Annotated in this window: 14 protein-coding genes; 4 read left to right on the plus strand and 10 right to left on the minus strand. The window is 70.4% G+C overall.

Annotation, left to right across the window (positions count from 1 at the left end; translation table 11 throughout):
• Window positions 1-4 precede the first annotated feature (4 nt).
• Both kynU and ACIRFL_RS07355 read right to left on the minus strand, forming a co-directional pair.
• Window positions 5-1,225, minus strand: a complete 1,221-nt coding sequence (gene kynU / locus ACIRFL_RS07350; RefSeq protein WP_404024935.1) for a kynureninase — start codon at window positions 1,223-1,225, stop codon at window positions 5-7.
• Window positions 1,218-2,066, minus strand: coding sequence for a tryptophan 2,3-dioxygenase family protein (locus tag ACIRFL_RS07355; RefSeq protein WP_404024937.1), 849 nt, complete (start codon window positions 2,064-2,066; stop codon window positions 1,218-1,220). Before ACIRFL_RS07355 ends, kynU begins: the two co-directional genes overlap by 8 nt.
• A 334-nt stretch (window positions 2,067-2,400) precedes the next feature.
• Between ACIRFL_RS07355 and ACIRFL_RS07360 the strand changes: the two genes are divergently transcribed.
• Entirely contained in the window at window positions 2,401-2,820 is a 420-nt protein-coding gene (locus tag ACIRFL_RS07360) for a DUF3151 domain-containing protein (RefSeq protein WP_404024940.1), read from the plus strand.
• A 101-nt stretch (window positions 2,821-2,921) separates the two neighbouring features.
• On the opposite strand, the gene ACIRFL_RS07365 is transcribed toward ACIRFL_RS07360, so the two are convergent.
• The 8 genes from ACIRFL_RS07365 to ACIRFL_RS07400 all read right to left on the minus strand — a co-directional run bounded on the left by ACIRFL_RS07365 (window position 2,922) and on the right by ACIRFL_RS07400 (window position 11,930).
• Window positions 2,922-4,595: an MFS transporter gene (locus ACIRFL_RS07365; protein WP_404024942.1), complete on the minus strand. Its 1,674-nt coding sequence runs from the start codon at window positions 4,593-4,595 to the stop codon at window positions 2,922-2,924.
• Window positions 4,596-4,697: 102 nt separating this feature from the next.
• Window positions 4,698-5,729, minus strand: a complete 1,032-nt coding sequence (gene fbaA / locus ACIRFL_RS07370; RefSeq protein WP_404024945.1) for a class II fructose-bisphosphate aldolase — start codon at window positions 5,727-5,729, stop codon at window positions 4,698-4,700.
• A gap of 156 nt (window positions 5,730-5,885) precedes the next feature.
• The gene (pyrE, locus tag ACIRFL_RS07375; RefSeq protein WP_351731328.1) at window positions 5,886-6,434 is read right to left on the minus strand and encodes an orotate phosphoribosyltransferase; all 549 of its coding nucleotides are present in this window, start codon (window positions 6,432-6,434) and stop codon (window positions 5,886-5,888) included.
• Between the two features lie 10 nt (window positions 6,435-6,444).
• Window positions 6,445-7,233 carry an aldose 1-epimerase gene (locus ACIRFL_RS07380; RefSeq protein ID WP_404024947.1) on the minus strand — a complete coding sequence of 263 codons (789 nt, stop codon included), beginning with the start codon at window positions 7,231-7,233 and terminating at the stop codon, window positions 6,445-6,447.
• Between the two features lie 508 nt (window positions 7,234-7,741).
• A complete protein-coding gene (locus ACIRFL_RS07385) occupies window positions 7,742-8,656 on the minus strand; it encodes an SRPBCC domain-containing protein (protein ID WP_404024950.1) in 915 nt (304 codons plus the stop codon).
• 58 nt (window positions 8,657-8,714) lie between these two features.
• A complete protein-coding gene (locus ACIRFL_RS07390; protein ID WP_404024952.1) occupies window positions 8,715-10,355 on the minus strand; it encodes a polyamine aminopropyltransferase in 1,641 nt (546 codons plus the stop codon).
• A gap of 79 nt (window positions 10,356-10,434) precedes the next feature.
• Window positions 10,435-11,058, minus strand: coding sequence for a DUF2617 family protein (locus ACIRFL_RS07395; protein ID WP_404024954.1), 624 nt, complete (start codon window positions 11,056-11,058; stop codon window positions 10,435-10,437).
• A gap of 377 nt (window positions 11,059-11,435) precedes the next feature.
• Entirely contained in the window at window positions 11,436-11,930 is a 495-nt protein-coding gene (locus ACIRFL_RS07400) for a hypothetical protein (protein ID WP_404024956.1), read from the minus strand.
• Between the two features lie 139 nt (window positions 11,931-12,069).
• Between ACIRFL_RS07400 and ACIRFL_RS07405 the strand changes: the two genes are divergently transcribed.
• From ACIRFL_RS07405 to ACIRFL_RS07415, 3 genes are all read left to right on the plus strand, one after another.
• The gene (locus tag ACIRFL_RS07405; RefSeq protein ID WP_404024958.1) at window positions 12,070-13,260 is read left to right on the plus strand and encodes a pyridoxal phosphate-dependent aminotransferase; all 1,191 of its coding nucleotides are present in this window, start codon (window positions 12,070-12,072) and stop codon (window positions 13,258-13,260) included.
• Window positions 13,261-13,814: 554 nt separating this feature from the next.
• Window positions 13,815-15,485: a restriction endonuclease subunit M gene (locus tag ACIRFL_RS07410; RefSeq protein ID WP_404024961.1), complete on the plus strand. Its 1,671-nt coding sequence runs from the start codon at window positions 13,815-13,817 to the stop codon at window positions 15,483-15,485.
• The gene (locus ACIRFL_RS07415) at window positions 15,485-16,474 is read left to right on the plus strand and encodes a hypothetical protein (RefSeq protein WP_404024963.1); all 990 of its coding nucleotides are present in this window, start codon (window positions 15,485-15,487) and stop codon (window positions 16,472-16,474) included. Before ACIRFL_RS07410 ends, ACIRFL_RS07415 begins: the two co-directional genes overlap by 1 nt.
• The last annotated feature ends 13 nt before the right edge of the window (window positions 16,475-16,487 follow it).

The raw sequence follows: 16,487 nt of genomic DNA on the forward strand, positions 1-16,487 counted from the left end.
GGCGCTACCCCGACGCCGCCTCCCCCGACGTCTCCCGCAGTACGTCCCCCAGCACCCGGGCGGCCCGCTCCGCGTCCGCGAACCCCACGTACAACGGGGTGAAGCCGAAACGGAGGACGTCGGGGTGCCGGAAGTCCCCCACCACCCCGCGCGCGATCAGCCGTTTCATCACGTCACCGGCGGCCGGGCAGCGCAGCGCCACCTGGCTGCCCCGCTCCTCATGGGCCGCCGGCGTCAGGGACTCGACCAGCCCCTCGGGCACGTACGCCGTCACGCACTCCAGGAAGAAGTCGGTCAGGGCCAGGGACTTGGCCCTGACCGCCGCCACCGACACCCCTTCCCACACGTCAAGCGCGGCCTCCAGGGCCAGCATGGACAGGATGTCCGGGGTGCCCACCCGCCCGCGCGGCGCGCCCGGCGCGGCTACGTAGTCCGGGCGCATGCCGAACGGTTCGGCGTGGGAGTTCCAGCCCGGCAGTGGGGAGTCGAAGCGGTCCTGGAGACAGCGGCGCACATACAGGTACGCCGGTGCGCCCGGGCCGCCGTTCAGGTACTTGTACGTGCAGCCGACCGCCAGGTCGACGCCGTGCTCGTCCAGGCCCACCGGCAGCGCGCCCGCGCTGTGGCACAGGTCCCACACCGCCACCGCGCCCGCCGCGTGCACCGCCGCCGTGAGCGAGGGCAGGTCGTGCAGCCGGCCGGTGCGGTAGTCGACGTGGTTGAGCAGCACCGCGGCCGTACGGTCGCTGAGCGCCGCCGGCACCTCCGCGGGGGTCACCGGACGCAGGGTGCGGCCGGTCAACCGGGCCGCGGACCCGGCGATATAGCCGTCCGTGGGGAACGTCGTCGCGTCGACCAGGATCTCGTCCCGCCCCTGCCCCGCCAGCCGGACGGCGCCCACAAGTGCCTTGAAGACGTTGACACTTGTCGAGTCGCCCACGACGATCTGCCCGGGCGCCGCGCCGACCAGCGGAGCGATACGGTCGCCGATCCGCTCGGGCGCCGTCCACCAGCCGCTCTCCTCCCAGGAGCGGATGCGCAGTTCGCCCCACTGCCTGCGCACCACGTCGACGACCCGGTCGGGGACGTTCGCGGGCAGCGCGCCCAGCGAGTTGCCGTCCAGGTACACGATGTCGTCGAGGACGAAACGCGAGCGCAGCGGGGCCAGTTCGTCCGCCGCGTCCAACCGCTTCGCGGTGACGGCCGGTTCGGTGGTGTCAGACATGGGACCTCGCCGTCCACAGCTCGGGGAACACGTTCTTCTGCGCGCGCTTCTCCAGCCAGGCCACCCCGGCGGAGCCGCCCGTGCCCGGCTTGGCGCCCATCGCACGGCGGGTGGCGACCAGGTGGTCGTTGCGCCAGCGCCAGACCAGTTCGGCCACGTCCGTCAACGCCTCGCCCAGACGGGCGAGTTCGGCGTTCTGGTCGCCGGAGTAGACCGCCGTCCAGGCCGCCTCGACGGCCTGGGACGGCTCGTGGCGCAGGGACACGTCCCGGTGCAGCACCTCCCGCGGGATGGCGTAGCCGCGGCGCGCGAGGAGCCGTACCGCCTCGTCGTACAGGCTCGGCTCGTGCAGGGCCTTCTCCAGCTCGGCGTGGACGCGGGGTGCGCCCCGGTGCGGGACGAGCATCGACGCGGACTTCTCGCCGAGCAGGAACTCCATGCGCCGGTACATCGCCGACTGGAAGCCCGAGCCCTCGCCCAGGGCGGAGCGGTACGCGTTGAACTGGGCCGGGGTCAGCGCGGCGAGCGGCTTCCAGGAGGCGTTCAGCGCCGCCAGCTCGCGTACGGAACGCTTCAGCGCGTCGATCGCGACCGGCACGCGGTCCTCGCGCAGCGCCTTGGCCGCCGTCTCCCACTCGTGGACGACGACCGTGAACCACAGCTCCATCACCTGGGTGGTGACCAGGAAGACCATCTCTCCGGGGTCGTCGGAGAGGGTGTGCTGGAGGTGGGTGAGCACGTCCGCCTTGACGTAGTCCTCGTACGGCGTCGTGCCCGCGAAGTCGAGATGCGGGGTCTCGGGCTCAGCGGCCTCGGGAAGGGGGTGAGCCGGTTGGGACATCGCTGTCTCCTGTTGTACTCCGGGTAGCGGTCCGCCCCTGCCGATGCCGGCACGGGGGCCCCGGTCCCCACCCGCATCCTCCGCAATCCCCCACACCCCGGCAAGCCCGGCCGGCCCGGGGGCGTCCCGCGGGACCGGGCACGCGGGGCTGTCTGTACGTGGCCGTCTGTACGGACCTGTCTGTACGGACCCGTCTGTACCGAGCTGTCTGTACCGAGCTGTCTGCGGCGCCGTCGTGGCCGGCCGCGCAGCTCCCCGCGCCCTTCGGGGCGCTGTCGAACCCTGGGTTGCCCTCGGCGGACGGGGGCCGGGCCGCCGGTGGCACACTGCAACCATGACGACCCACACGAACCTGCTCGGCGGACCCGACCCGACCTACCTCCCCGAGAACGAGGCGGCCTTCCGGCTGCTGGACGCGGAGTCCGTGCCGGCGGCCGAGGTCGCCGCGCAGCACCCGACGTTCTCACCGGCGTGGGCGGCGCTCGCCGAGGAGGCGTTCTCGGCGGGCCGGGTGATCGAGTCGTACGCCTACGCCCGGACCGGTTACCACCGCGGACTCGACGCCCTGCGCCGCAACGGCTGGAAGGGCCACGGGCCGATCCCCTGGAGCCACCGCGCCAACCAGGGCTTCCTGCGCTGCCTGGCCGTGCTGGCACGGGCGGCCGAGGCGATCGACGAGAAGGACGAGGCCGAACGCTGCCGCCAGTTCCTGCGCGACAGCGACCCCGCGGCCTACGCGGAACTCCTCGGCTGACCGCACCACCAACAGGGCCCGCCCCTCCCGGACGGGCCCACCGCCTCAACACCCCCGGGCACGACCGGGGAGCCGACGGTGTCGGGCCCCCGGTGCGCCGCTTACGGGTGGGGCGGGTCGACAGCCCCGCGGCGAGCACGTCCTCCCTTGCGCCGGGGAATCGCGCCCCCGTGCATCCGTCCCGTTTCCAGGGGTGGCGTCGTGACGTTGCCGTGGGTGTGGCATTCCGGGCGGTTGCAGTCCGGGGGCGGGCGGCGGACCGCGGCGAAGGCGAGGATCGCGCCGGCCACCAGGACCGCCGCGCACAGTGGCATCGCCCGCCGGAACGAGGCGTCGAAGGCGCCCGCCGAGCGGTACGCCTCGGGCCCCATCCCGGCCAGCAGCGGCAGCGCGGCCACCGCGATCAGCCCGGCCGCGCGGGCCGCCGCGTTGTTGATGCCGCTGGCCAGCCCCGCCCGCGTCGCGTCGACGGAGGCGAGCACCGTCGCGGTGAGCGGGGCCACCAGGGTGACCATGCCCGCGCCCATGACCAGCAGCGCGGGCAGCACGTCCGTGAGGTAGTCGGCGCCCTTGCCCACCCGCAGCATCAGGAGCATCGCGACCGCGCAGAGCAGCGGCCCGACGGTGAGCGGGATGCGCGGCCCGATGCGGTCGGCCAGCGCGCCCGAGCGGGCCGAGAACAGCAGCATCAGGACGGTGGTCGGCAGCAGTGCCGTACCGGCCCGCAGCGGTGAATAGCCCGACACGACCTGGAGTTGCAGCGCGGTCAGGAAGAAGAAGCCGCCGAAGGCCGCGTAGACGCACAGGGTGACCAGGTTGACCACCGTGAACTGCCGGGACGCGAAGATGTCGAGCGGCATCATCGGGTCGGGGTGGCGTTTTTCGACGTACACGAAGGCGACGCCGGCCGCGATCCCCGCCACCGCCGTGAGGGCGACGACGAGCGAGCCCTGGCGGGCCTCGATCAGGGCGTACGTCACCAGGGCCAGGGCGAGCGCACCGAGGGCCGCGCCCAGCACGTCGAAACGACCAGGAGCACTGCTCCCGGGGCCGCCGGCCTCGACGCCCACGGCGTCCTCCGCCGCGCCGCGCCCCCCGACCCCCGCATCCGTGCCCGTACCCGCACCGCCGGCCACCGCACCGCCGGCCACCGCACCCGCCCCGTCGGCCTCCGCCCCGCGAGGCCGGAACTCAAGGCCCCCGGACTCGGGGACGTGGCGCACCGCGATGGGGGCGCACAGCAGCGCCAGCGGGACGTTGAGCAGGAACACCCAGCGCCAGCCGGGACCGGCCACCAGCCAGCCGCCCAGGAAGGGCCCGACGGCCGCGCCGATGCCGCCGAACCCGGACCACAGGCCGACCGCCCTGGCCCGGTCGTCGGGGTGGAAGGACGCCTGGATGAGCGCGAGGGAACCCGGGGTCAGCAGGGCGCCGCCGATGCCCTGCAGGGCGCGGGCACCGACGAGGACGCCGGCGCTCGGAGCGAGCCCGCACAGCAGGGAGGCCAACGCGAACCAGACGACCCCGATCACGAAGATCTTGCGCCGGCCGTAGCGGTCGCCCAGCGACCCGCCGAGCAGGATCAGCCCGGCCAGCGTCACCATGTACGCGTTGACCATCCACTGGAGGGCCGCCAGGCCCACGTTCAGGTCGCGGCCGATGCGCGGCAGCGCCACGTTGACGACGGTCGAGTCGAGCAGGGCCATGCTGGATCCGAGCACCGTGGTGAGCAGGATCCACTTGCCCTGGGACGAGGACAGCCGGACGTCAGGCATGTCCCAGGTATACAGCGAGCCCGGCCGCCATGGCAGGCCGGGCTCGTTGAACGGACGTGCCGGGGGCCGTCTCGCCGACGGCCCCCGTGCGGACTGCCCGGGTTACTTGATCTTCGTGCCGGCCGACCGCAGGTTCTGCGTGGCCTCGACGACGCGCCGGGCCATCGACGCCTCGGCCAGCTTGCCCCAGGTGCGCGGGTCGTAGGTCTTCTTGGAGCCGACCTCGCCGTCGACCTTCAGGACGCCGTCGTAGTTCTTGAACATGTGGTCGGCGACCGGACGCGTGAAGGCGTACTGGGTGTCCGTGTCGATGTTCATCTTGACGACGCCGTTCTCCAGCGCCGTCAGGATCTCCTCCTCGGTGGAGCCGGAGCCGCCGTGGAAGACGAAGTCGAACGGGCCGGGAGAGGCGGCCTTGCCGAACTTCGCGGCGACGCCGTCGTTCAGCTCCTTCAGCAGCTCGGGGCGGAGCACCACGTTGCCCGGCTTGTACACGCCGTGCACATTGCCGAAGGACGCGGCCAGCAGGTAGCGGCCCTTCTCGCCGAGACCGAGGGCCTCCGCCGTGCGGATGGCGTCGTCGACCGTCGTGTACAGGGAGTCGTTGATCTCGTGCGTGACGCCGTCCTCCTCGCCGCCGGTCGGGGTGATCTCCACCTCCAGGATGATCCTGGCGGCGCGGGCGCGCTCAAGGAGTTCCTGCGCGATGGCGAGGTTGTCGGCCAGGGTCTCGGCGGAGCCGTCCCACATGTGGGACTGGAACAGCGGGTTCTGCCCCGCCTTCACGCGCTCGGCGGAGATCGCGAGCAGCGGACGCACATACCCGTCGAGCTTGTCCTTCGGGCAGTGGTCCGTGTGCAGGGCGACCGTCACCGGGTACTTCTCGGCGATGATGTGCGCGTACTCGGCGAGGGCCACCGCGCCCGTCACCATGTCCTTGCTGTACTGGCCGCCCAGGAACTCGGCGCCACCCGTGGAGATCTGGATGATGCCGTCGCTCTCCGCCTCGGCGAAGCCGCGCAGAGCCGCGTTCAGGGTCTGGCTGGAGGTGACGTTGATGGCCGGGTAGGCGAACTTGCCTGCCTTCGCCCGGTCGAGCATCTCGTTGTAGACCTCGGGGGTTGCGATGGGCATCTGTCCGCTCCTTGAGTGTGCGGGTCGGCGATCTGCGTACTACGGCCCTGACCTAGACCTTGGGGGTGACGTCATCGTCGTCCCCATCTTTCCAGACATGAACCCCTGCTCGGCGCCCCGGCCGCGCGGTCACCGGGTCGTGGTCGACCGCGTGCGTCAGTCCAGTCCCAACTCGTCCTTCGAATAGGCGAACAGGTAGGGCACGCCGGCGCCCTCCCTGATCTTCTCGGCGGCGCCCGTCGCCCGGTCCACGATGGTCGCTACGGCGACGACCTCGGCGCCCGCCTCGCGCACCGCCTCCACGGCGGTGAGCGGCGAGCCGCCCGTGGTGGAGGTGTCCTCGACGACCAGCACCCGGCGGCCCCTGATCTCGGGTCCCTCGACGCGCCGCTGCAGGCCGTGCGCCTTGGCGGCCTTGCGTACGACGAACGCGTCCAGCCGGCGGCCGCGCGCGGCGGCGGCGTGCAGCAGCGCGGCGGCGACCGGGTCGGCGCCCATGGTCAGGCCGCCCACGGCGTCGAAGTCGAGGTCCGCGGTGAGGTCCAGGAGCACCTGCCCGACCAGCGGCGCGGCCTCCCCGTCGAGGGTGACGCGGCGCAGGTCGACGTAGTAGTCGGCCTCCAGACCCGACGACAGGGTCACCTTGCCGTACACCACGGCCTTGTCCTTGATCTGCTGCAGCAGCGCGCCGCGTACGTCCGTCATGCCGACCAGCTTAGAGGCGGCGCCAGCGCCAGGTGGTCGTGGCCTCCAGCGGCTCCAGCGGCGTGACCAGGCGCGGCAGGGTGTTGAGGCCGTTGGGCGGGCCGGTCTGCGGTTCGACGCAGACGGCGGCCTCCTGCTCGTCGTAGACGACGACCCACCGCTCCGGGCTGGCCACGGTCAGCTCCAGCCGTCCTGGCCAGGTGAGGGTGACGTCGACGCCGTCGGGCATGCCGAAGCAGTCGTCCCAGGGGCCGGGGCGGGGGGCGACGCGGTTGCCGGTGGGCAGGTGGTCGGCGCCGCGCTCCTCCTGCCAGGCGGGGCTGAAGTCGAGCCGCACGTCCGCGCCGTCCAGGTTCCGGTGGAACCAGGGATGCCAGCCGATCTGCGCCGGGAAGGACGAGTCGTACGTCTCGACGGACATGGTGAGCGTCAGGGCGTCCTCGGTCAGGGCGACGATCTGGGTGACGCGGCCGGAGTAGGGCCAGGGCTCGACCAGGTCGTACGTCATGACCGCCTCGTCGGAGCCGACGCGGGCGGTGTGCCAGGCGCCGTCGCGGGCGGTGCCGTGGATGGCGTGCGGCGGGGAGTTGAGCGGCATCTGGTGCGTGGTGGCGCCGTTCAGGAAGCGGCCGTCCCTGATCCGGCCGCACCAGGGGACCATCGGGAAGCAGCCGAACCGGTCGCCCTGCCGGAGGAGTTCGGTACCGGCGATCCGGAGCCCTGCGATCCGGCCGCCGTTGCCCGGCTGCAGTCTCACTTCCGCGTCACCCGCGGTCAAGGTGATGGGTTCGTTACTCACAAGACGACCCTACTGGTGCCCCCCATCGCCGTCGGCCACCGTCCCCGACCACTGCGGCGGAACGTGCGTCCCTCGTCGCCATCGGCCGTTGTTCCGGGCCGCTGCGGCGAAAGGCGCTTGGCACCGGCGCCGTCGGCCGCCGTCCCGAGCCGCTGCGACGGAACGCGCGTCCCTCGTCGCCCTCGGCCGCGGTCCCGGGCCGCTGCGGCAAAACGTGCGTGCCCCATCGCCATCGGCCGCCGCCCCGGGCCCGCTGCGGCGGAACGTGCTTGCCGTCGCCGTCGGCCGTCGTTCCGGGTCGCTGTGGCGGAAGGCGCTTGCACCGGTGCTGTCGGCGTTGTTCCGGGCCGCTGCGGCGGAAGGCGCTCGCACCGGCGCCGTCGGCCGCCGTTTCGGCGCGCTGCGGGTGGATGTGGTTCGGGGGGCGTGGGTGGTCGATGTGGCGGGGGCGCGGGGTTGGGGCGGGCGTCTTCCGCCACCGTGCGGGGCCCCCGGTCGGTCGTTTTGGTCAGCGGCGTCTGCGCAATGCGCGGCCCACCACGATCGCCGACGCCAACGCCACAGCCGCCGCCGGCGCGGCCCACCGCACCACCGAACGCCCGCCCACCGTCTCCGGAACCGGCACAGGCGCGTAACGCCCACGCGGCGGCGCATGGTCCACTTCCTCCGCGCTGCGGCCGATCATCGTCCGGCGCGCGTGCGCCGCCTCGGCGGGCGGGCCGTCGGTGGCGAAGCCCGCGGCGCCTTCCTCTTCGGCCTCGGGGGCGAGCGAGGGCGGTGGCACCTCGGTCTCGAACACGGAGGCCGCACCTTCCTCCTCGGGCCTGCTCGGGGTCTCTTCCTCGGCTTCGGTCCCCGGCTCGGGCCCGGACTCGGTTCCGCCCGCACCTTCCCCCTCCGCCGCGGACCCGCCCCCCTCCCTGGCCCCGGCCCCTTCCGCCGACCCGGTGTCCTCCGCCGACCGGGACCCCTCCCCCGGCCCGGTCTCCTCCCCCGGCCCGGCACCCCGTGGTGCGAGGGATTCCAGGAAGCGGTTGAGCAGCCGGGTCGCCGCTGAAGTCACCGTGTCCTGGGGTAGTTCGGCGATACGTCCGTCCGCGGTGGCCGTGCCGTCGACGGTGACCGTGGTGCCGCCGTCGGTGTCCCGCAGGCGGAGGGTGAGGGCGAGCTTGACCGTGCCGGTCCCGCGGGCCTCGCCGGCCTCGCCCTCGACGGCGTACGACCCGTCCGCACGCGGCGAGACGCGCAGTGACCCCCGGTAGGTGATGGAGTGGCCGCCGACGCGCACCTTCAGCCGCCCGGCGACCGGATCGGCACCGGCGTCCTGCTGGAGCCCGGGAACCGCCCGGGCGATGCGCGCGGGCTCGGCGAGCGCCCGCCTCAACCGCTCGACCGGAACCGGAACCAAGACCTCATGCTCCATGTCGGCTGAGCCTACCCACGTGCGGCCGGTACGTACCCTCCTGTGCGCGGTCCCGTCGTCAATAGCGCGGATGCACCAGCGTCGACGGCGGCACCCCGGTGATCCGCGTACCGGCCGCCGCCCGGGCGTCCGCCGCGAGCCCCCGCGGGGTCAGCGTGCGCGGCCGCGGCCCGGACGGGTCCAGACGCAGCGGCGGCGGCGCGGCGCCCGGCGCGGCCAGCACGACACCCCAGTCGTGCGGGGTGCGGGCGGCGCCCGAGGAGCGGTCGGGCCCCGCCGTGAAACCGGTGTCGCGGCCGGGCACGCGGTACGGCGAGGTGCCGAGGCCGGCCGCCCGCATCGTCGCCTCCACCGTCCAGAAGACCCGGGGCCGGGCCGCCACCGGTCCTGCGTGCACCGCCAGCCGGCCGTCCTTGGCGAGCACTCGCCGGGTCAGCCCGTAGAACTCCTCCGAGTACAGCTTCGTACTGGCCGTGATGCCGGGGTCGGGCAGATCCGCGATCACGACGTCGTACGCCCCCGTGGGCGCCCGGCGCAGCCAGCGGAACACGTCCTGGGTCATGACGTGAACGCGACGGTCGCGGTACGCGTGGCCGTTCAGCGCGGACAGCGCGGGGTCCTCGCGCGCGAGCCGGACGACGCCCGCGTCGACTTCGACGATGTCGACCCGCCGCACGTCCGGGTAGCGCAGCGCTTCCCGCGCGGCCAGCCCGTCCCCGCCGCCGAGGACGAGTACGCGCGCGTGCGGGCCCGCCATGGCCGGATGGACCAGTGCCTCGTGGTAGCGGCCCTCGTCCCGGCCGTCGACCCGCAGCCGGCCGTCCAGGTACAGGTCGAGCGGCCGGCCGCGGGTGCCGCCGGTGAGCACCACCTCCTGGACGTCGGTCTGGACGGCGACGCGTACGTCCCCGCCGTACACCGCCTGCCGGGCGAGGCGTTCGAAGTCGTCGACGAGGACGGCGGCGAAGGCGAGGACGCCGAGGACGGTGAGGTTGGCGAGCAGCAGCAGCCAGCGGGCGCGGCGGGTCAGGTCGTGGCGGAACAGGCCGAGGATCAGGGCGCCGCCCGCAAGGGCGTTGACCGCCCCGGTGAGCAGCGCACCGGTCAACTGGCCGAGGAACGGCAGCAGTAGGAAGGGGAAGGCGAGGCCGCCGACGAGCGCGCCGACGTAGTCCGCCGCGAACAGGTCGGCCACCGCACCGCCCGCGTCCTGCCGCCGGATGCGCTGGATCAGCTCCATCAGCAGCGGCACCTCGGCGCCGATCAGCAGGCCGATGGCGAGCGAGAAGGCGACCAGCAGACAGCGGGGGCCGTATACCCACAGGCCGCCCCAGTCGCCGGTCCAGGCGAACACCGCGTACAGCGCCATCGCGCTGCAGCCGCCGACCAGGGCGAGGCCCGCCTCGACGGCGCCGAAGGCGGCGGCCGCCTGCCGGCGCAGCCCCTTCGCGGCGAGCGAGCCGAGGCCCATCGCGAACACCATGACGGACAGCACGACGGACGCCTGGGTGACCGAGTCGCCCATCAAGTACGAGGCGAGGGCGACCAGTTCGAGCTCGTACACGAGTCCGCAGGCCGCGCAGACGAAGACGCCCGCGAGGACCAGGAACCGTCCGGTCGCCGGCCTTACGGACAGCCGCGCGGGTCCGCCCCGGAACGGCGGGGCACTCGGAGGGGCGGGGGCGTGCGGTTCGATCACTCTGCGACGTTACGTCACATGACGCGCACGCTTCGTCACCCACACGTGTGGAACTTCCCGCGGATCACGCATGGGGCGTTTATCTCGCCGCGATCGGTGCGGGGCCTTGGCCGGTCTGCGTCGCGATGGGTGCGGGGCCTTGGCCGGTCTCCGCCGCGATCGGTGCGGGACCCTGGCCGGTCTCCGCGGCGGGCGCAGGCACCCGCACCCCCACCCGGGTACGCGTGGCGACCAGTTGACCGTCCTGCGGATACGCGTGCCAGGTGCGCCAGTGCACCTGGCCCTCGCGGCGCTGGGCGAGCATCGCCGTGAAGGCGTACGGGCTGCCGGGGAAGACGCCGGCGAGCCCCTGGGGGTGGTCGGAGACCAGGGCGAGCAGTTCCTGGGCGCGGCCCGCGAAGGAGCCGGGCGGCAGGAACTCCACGCGGGCCGCGAACTCGTATTCCCAGTCGCCGACGCGCTTGGCGACGCCCAGCGGCAGCGGCGTGCTGGATCCCGGAATGCACGCCACCGTCTCCGAGCAGCCGCCCCGCTCCTCCTCCAGGAGTACCTGGTGGGACGCGCCGAGCAGTCTCATCTGGAGCTTCGCCCCGGCCAGTTCGAGATCGAGCGTGGCGAGGGCGGGAAGCGGCTCGCGCCCCAGCGCCCAGGCGAGGTCGGCCGCGCGCGTGTCGGTGTAAGAGGTGGTGAGGGTCGTGAGCATGGGTCGGCTCCGCTAACACACAAAGAAGAAAGAGGAAGTGTGGTCCGGCACGCCTCTGCCGGCACCGGGTGATCGGCCACATCAGCCCGGTCGGACCGGCCGGCCCAGCCGGGGAGGGGGTGTCCGCCGGACGTCCGAGGGGCTGCGTCGATGTTTTAGAGGGAATCACGAACTGTGCTGGCGCCACAGCGTTTTTACCCAACTTCGTGCGGTTTCCATCCCTCAGAGGGCTGCACAGCTCAACTGTTCAACCACGGCGTACGCCGGGCGCGTTCTCCATAGGGCCGGGCGCCCGTCGGATGTTGTCGTCCGACGGGCGCCCGGTGCGCGGCCCGGACCGCGGTTGCTGATGCGCGGTGAAGCTCGGCTGCCCCGTGTCAGCCGCCTCCGCCGCATCCGCCCCCGCCGCCGCACGACGAGCCGCCGCCACAGGAGTGGCCGCCGCCGCACGAGTGCCCGCTGTGCCCGCTGTGCCCGCCGGAGGACGAACCGCACGACGAGCCGCCCGAGTCACCGGCCCACCAACTCGTCCCGCCGGCGCCGGCCGAGGCAGACGAACGGGACCCCCGGCCACGACGCTTACTGGCCTGCGCCCCCTTTCTCGCCTGCGCCCCCTTCTGCGTCTGCGCGCCCTTCTGCGCCGGCGCACCGTTCTTCGTCCGCGCCCCCTTCTTCGCCTGCGCGCCCTCCCCGGCCCGCGTGTCCCCCTTGTCCTCCTTGGCCATGGAGACCTTCTCGGCCGTCGCGTTCCCGACCTCGCCGGCCCTGCCGACCCTGCCACCGTTGCCGTACTTCTTGCGCCGGCGCGATCCCCCCGCCGCAGACCCGATGACCAGGATCACGATCACCGCCAGGATGATGCCGAAGACCATGGCGCCACCCTCCTTCCGTTCCCCCGAAGCGACCCCCCGTGGGCGCCTCGCCTGGTGCGTGACTGCTGTGTGCACGGGGGATGCCCGGCCGCCCGCACGGCGAAAGCAGAGTTGAGGAAGTCCAGAGCTTCGGCGCAGGATGGCCGGCATGACCTCCAGCGCACGCCCACTGCTCAACCGCCGGCTCGCCGAGTTCGGGACGACGATCTTTGCCGAGATGTCCGCCCTGGCGGTGCGGACCGGCTCGATCAACCTGGGCCAGGGCTTCCCCGACACGGACGGCCCCGAGGAGGTGCGGGAGGCGGCCGTGCGCGCGCTGCGCGACGGCCGCGGCAACCAGTACCCGCCGGGGCCGGGCGTCCCCGAGCTGCGGACGGCGATCGCCGCGCACCAGGAGCGCCGCTACGGCCTGGTCCACGACCCCGACACCGACGTGCTGGTGACGGCGGGCGCGACGGAGGCGATCGCGGCGGCGCTGCTCGCGCTGCTGGAACCCGGCGACGAGGTCATCGCGTTCGAGCCGTACTACGACTCCTATGCGGCGAGCATCGCGATGGCGGGCGGCACCCGGGTTCCGGTGACGCTCCGCCCGCACGAGGGCCGCTTCCGCCTCGACCTCGACGAGCTGCGCGCCGCGGTGACGGACCGCACCCGGCTGCTGCTGGTCAACACCCCGCACAACCCGACCGGGGCGGTGCTCACCCGGGAGGAGCTGTCCGCGATCGCCGCGCTCGCGGTCGAGCGGGACCTGCTGGTGGTGACGGACGAGGTGTACGAGCACCTGGTGTTCGACGACGCGGAGCACCTGCCGCTGGCCACGTTCCCCGGCATGCGCGAGCGCACCCTCACCATCGGCTCCGCCGGAAAAACCTTCTCCTTCACCGGCTGGAAGGTCGGCTGGGTGACCGGTACCGCGGACCTCGTGACCGCCGTCCGATCCGCCAAGCAGTTCCTGACGTACGTCGCCTCCGGGCCCTTCCAGTACGCGGTGGCCGAGGCGCTGGCCCTCCCGGACTCCTACTTCGCGGCCCTCCGCGCCGACCTGCTGGCCAAGCGGGACCTGCTGACGGCGGGGCTGACGGAGGCCGGCTTCGAGGTCTTCAGACCCTCCGGCACGTACTTCATCACCACCGACATCCGCCCGCTGGGCGAGAAGGACGGCTTCGCGTTCTGCCGCGCCCTGCCGGAGCGCGCGGGCGTCGTGGCCATCCCCAACGCCGTCTTCTACGACGACCGCGAGGCCGGTGCCCCCTTCGTCCGCTTCGCCTTCTGCAAGCGGAAGGAAGTCCTCCAGGAAGCCGCGAGCCGCCTGCGCCGCCTGACATCCTGAACTCACGCCCGCTTCATCCCGAATGAGGCTCAGTTGCTGATCTCGCCAGTCGCGACGGAATTTCCGCAGTTCAGAGGGATGTTCCCGTCGGTCTCGGGTGAACTGGAGAAGGCTCGGAGGGCGGGTTGTCTTCCAGGGGGCTGCCAGACACCGGCGACCGGCTGACCGTCAGCTCACCTTCGTTCGGGTTGGATGCCGGGACACAGCACTTGAGCTTTGCTACACGTTCGTGCTCGTTCGAAGCACCGGCCACCACTACCCACGGGGGCAAGGGAGAACGGATGCGCTGGGTATCTGCTGCCCTTGGCAGGCAGGTGACGGCACAGGCTCAGGTGGACCACGGCAGCGGTGGCACGCCCTGAAGCCAGCACCGACGGCCCCATGGCGTCCACGCCCTCGCTGTCCAGAAGCCTGGTCTCAATCGTCAAGCTTGTCTACACATCAATGCCCGCCCGACCACCGACCGCCATCAAAAAAGAGCAGCTCCTTTTGCGCTACAGTTACGGCACCCACCCTTGGCACCGGGCATGGCGGTAGAGGAAGGACATCGTGGCTTGAGCGTCAAGAACATCACCCCCGAGGAGGCTGTACGCCAACGCGTGCTGGCCGACCTCAAGAAGTTGGGCTGGAAGGAAACCCAACTACAGAAGGAGTGGCGTGTACCGGCCACCCCGCATGACTTGACGAAGCGCGAACGTGGTCAATCCTTCGATGCGCGCGGCCGAGCTGACTTGGCTGCCTTCGCGGACGACTCCGGCCAATCACACGCGCTCCAAGTGCTGTTCGAGTTCAAGGCGCCCTCAATCTCTGAGGGCAAGGAACAGCTCATGAGCTACATGCTCTCGGAGCCTGTGGTCCGCATGGGGTACTGGACGAACGGCACCGAGAGCCTGGCCGTCTACAAGTCACACGCGAACGAATGGATCGAGCAGAAGAACGCTCCTTTGCCGCACCCCGGCGAGGATCTGACTGCACCGCCAGCCACCCCGCCCACGTGGAACGACTTGGTGGTTCCCACCGAGGCCGAACTGTCGGCCGCCTTGCGCCGCCTCGTTGCCACAGTGGTGGTAAGCGACTCTCGTTCGACCCGCCGCGAGGACCAACTACGGGAACTGCTGCACGTCATCCTGGTCAAGGTTGAGTCCGACGCCTGGTCATCGAGTTCGGCCAACCAGCACAAGCCGGTTCCGTTCAGGATCTACGGCGATAAGGCGTCCATGATCCATGTGACAGCCGCTCAGATCCAGCAGCAATTCGCGAGCTACTTCGCGCGACAGAAGAACCGAGTCTTCAACCCAGACGATCGAGACAAAATCCTCCTTAGGGAGGAAACTATCTTCGCCGTCGTTGACATACTGTCCCGCTGGCGAATCCTGGGCGATCAGGTCGACCTGCTAGCCAAAGCTTTCCAGATCTTCCGAACGAAGGCCCTGAAGTCAGGCGAAGGCCAATTCCTCACCCCGCAGCGGGTCATCCGGCCATGCGTATCAATCATGGAGATCACCTCCCGCGATAAGGTGATTGACCCCGCTTGCGGCACTGGCGGATTCATCGTCGAAGCGTTGCGGCAGGTTCAAGAGCGAGAGTTCCCAGGCGACGATGAAACGTGGCGATTGGTCAAGTTCGCCAACGACAATCTGTACGGTGTGGATCTCGATCCACTCAACGTCAAGCTCGCTCGGGCCATGATGATCGCTATGCGCGATGGCTCCACACACGTCCTTCTGGGAGACGCGGTTCGACAGCACACATGGCCAGAGAAGTTCCCGCGCTTGAAGGAAGAGTTGGGTGGGGATAGCAACAGCTTCGTTGCGGAGTCATTCACCGTCGTCCTCACCAACCCACCCTTCGGCGAGGACCTGAAGGTTAAGGCGTCAGATGCCCGTGCCGCTGGGTACACAATCTCCAAGGCAGCTGCCAGTGGACGTAAAGAGTACGTCGACCTGGAAATCGGCCTGATGTACTTGGAATTGGCTCACCGCCTCCTGCAGGTGGGTGGCCGAGTCGGAATTATCCTTCCGGAAACCTACTTCTTCTCCTTCAAGTACCGGTGGCTGCCTTCCTGGATGGAGGGGAGGTTCGAACTTCGAGGCATGTTCAACATTGCTATGGAAGCCTTCGAAGAGTTCTGTCGGGCGAAGACCAACTTCTACGTCTTCGAGAAGGTTGGCAACGGGCTTGAAGGAATGGTACAGGCGGAACTGACAGAGGGGAACGAAGCCTGATGCCCGCGATCAACGCGCCGTCCTGGTTTTCCGAGGAAAAAGTTACAGTTTCAACAGCGCCGACATGTGGTCTGACCAAGGGAGGACGGCTCCTGCCGCTTCTAAATCCCAAGACCGGAGCTCGTGTCATGACGACCGATCCAGAGACAGGTCAGTCGGTGAGCGCCATCAATGACGTCCTCCTCAGCGACGCACTCGCTCTCCAGCGCGGAGAGCGGACCAGCACTATGCGTGACATTCCGGCCTCGGAGGTGCTACCGCGGACCCGCGTTCCGGTCTATTACGACCGCCGGTATCACGAGCATTTCATTTCCGAGATGCAAACGGAACGTTTCAAGGGGTTCCGCAGTGCCACCCTTGCAGAACTGGCAAAGAGCGGAATCATCACCATTCGCGGCGGCCACGGGTCCCCATCGTCTGGTCAGCGGATCGGAAACGTTCCCTACATCAAGGTGTCTGATCTGCGGGCTGGGTTCGTGAACATCAATCCAACGAACCGGGTTCCCCGTTCCATCGCCGAAGCCTTCTGGAAAGGGGCCAGCTCCCGACTCCAAGCCTTCGACATTCTCTGCCCGGAACGCACCAGCAAGAATATCGGAGACTTCTGCGTATTGATGCCTGGTCAGGAGCAACTACTGCTGACCAAAGAAATCATTGTGATTCGCCCTGGAGAACGAGCAGAGTTTGACTCCTTCTACCTACTCTGGGCCATGACGCTGAAGATCGTGCGCGAGCAGTGGAAGCGCGTCATCTTCATGCAGACAAATCGCGAAGACGTCGGGGATCGTTACCTGGAAATCGAAATTCCAGTGCCCAACGATGCCGAGACAGCAGCAAAGGTGTCGCAGCCGTTCCGTAGCTACTACCAGACAGTGGCGAAAGCTCGAACAAGCCTGGGGCAGTATCTCGCCGATTCGGGAGATCACCACTTCTTTGTATCGGACTCGGAGGGTGACATCGAGACGCAAGAGGAAGAGGAGATGGCTTAGAAAAAGATCGAGT

Source organism: Streptomyces sp. NPDC102462 (assembly GCF_044765425.1).
GTDB lineage: Bacteria > Actinomycetota > Actinomycetes > Streptomycetales > Streptomycetaceae > Streptomyces.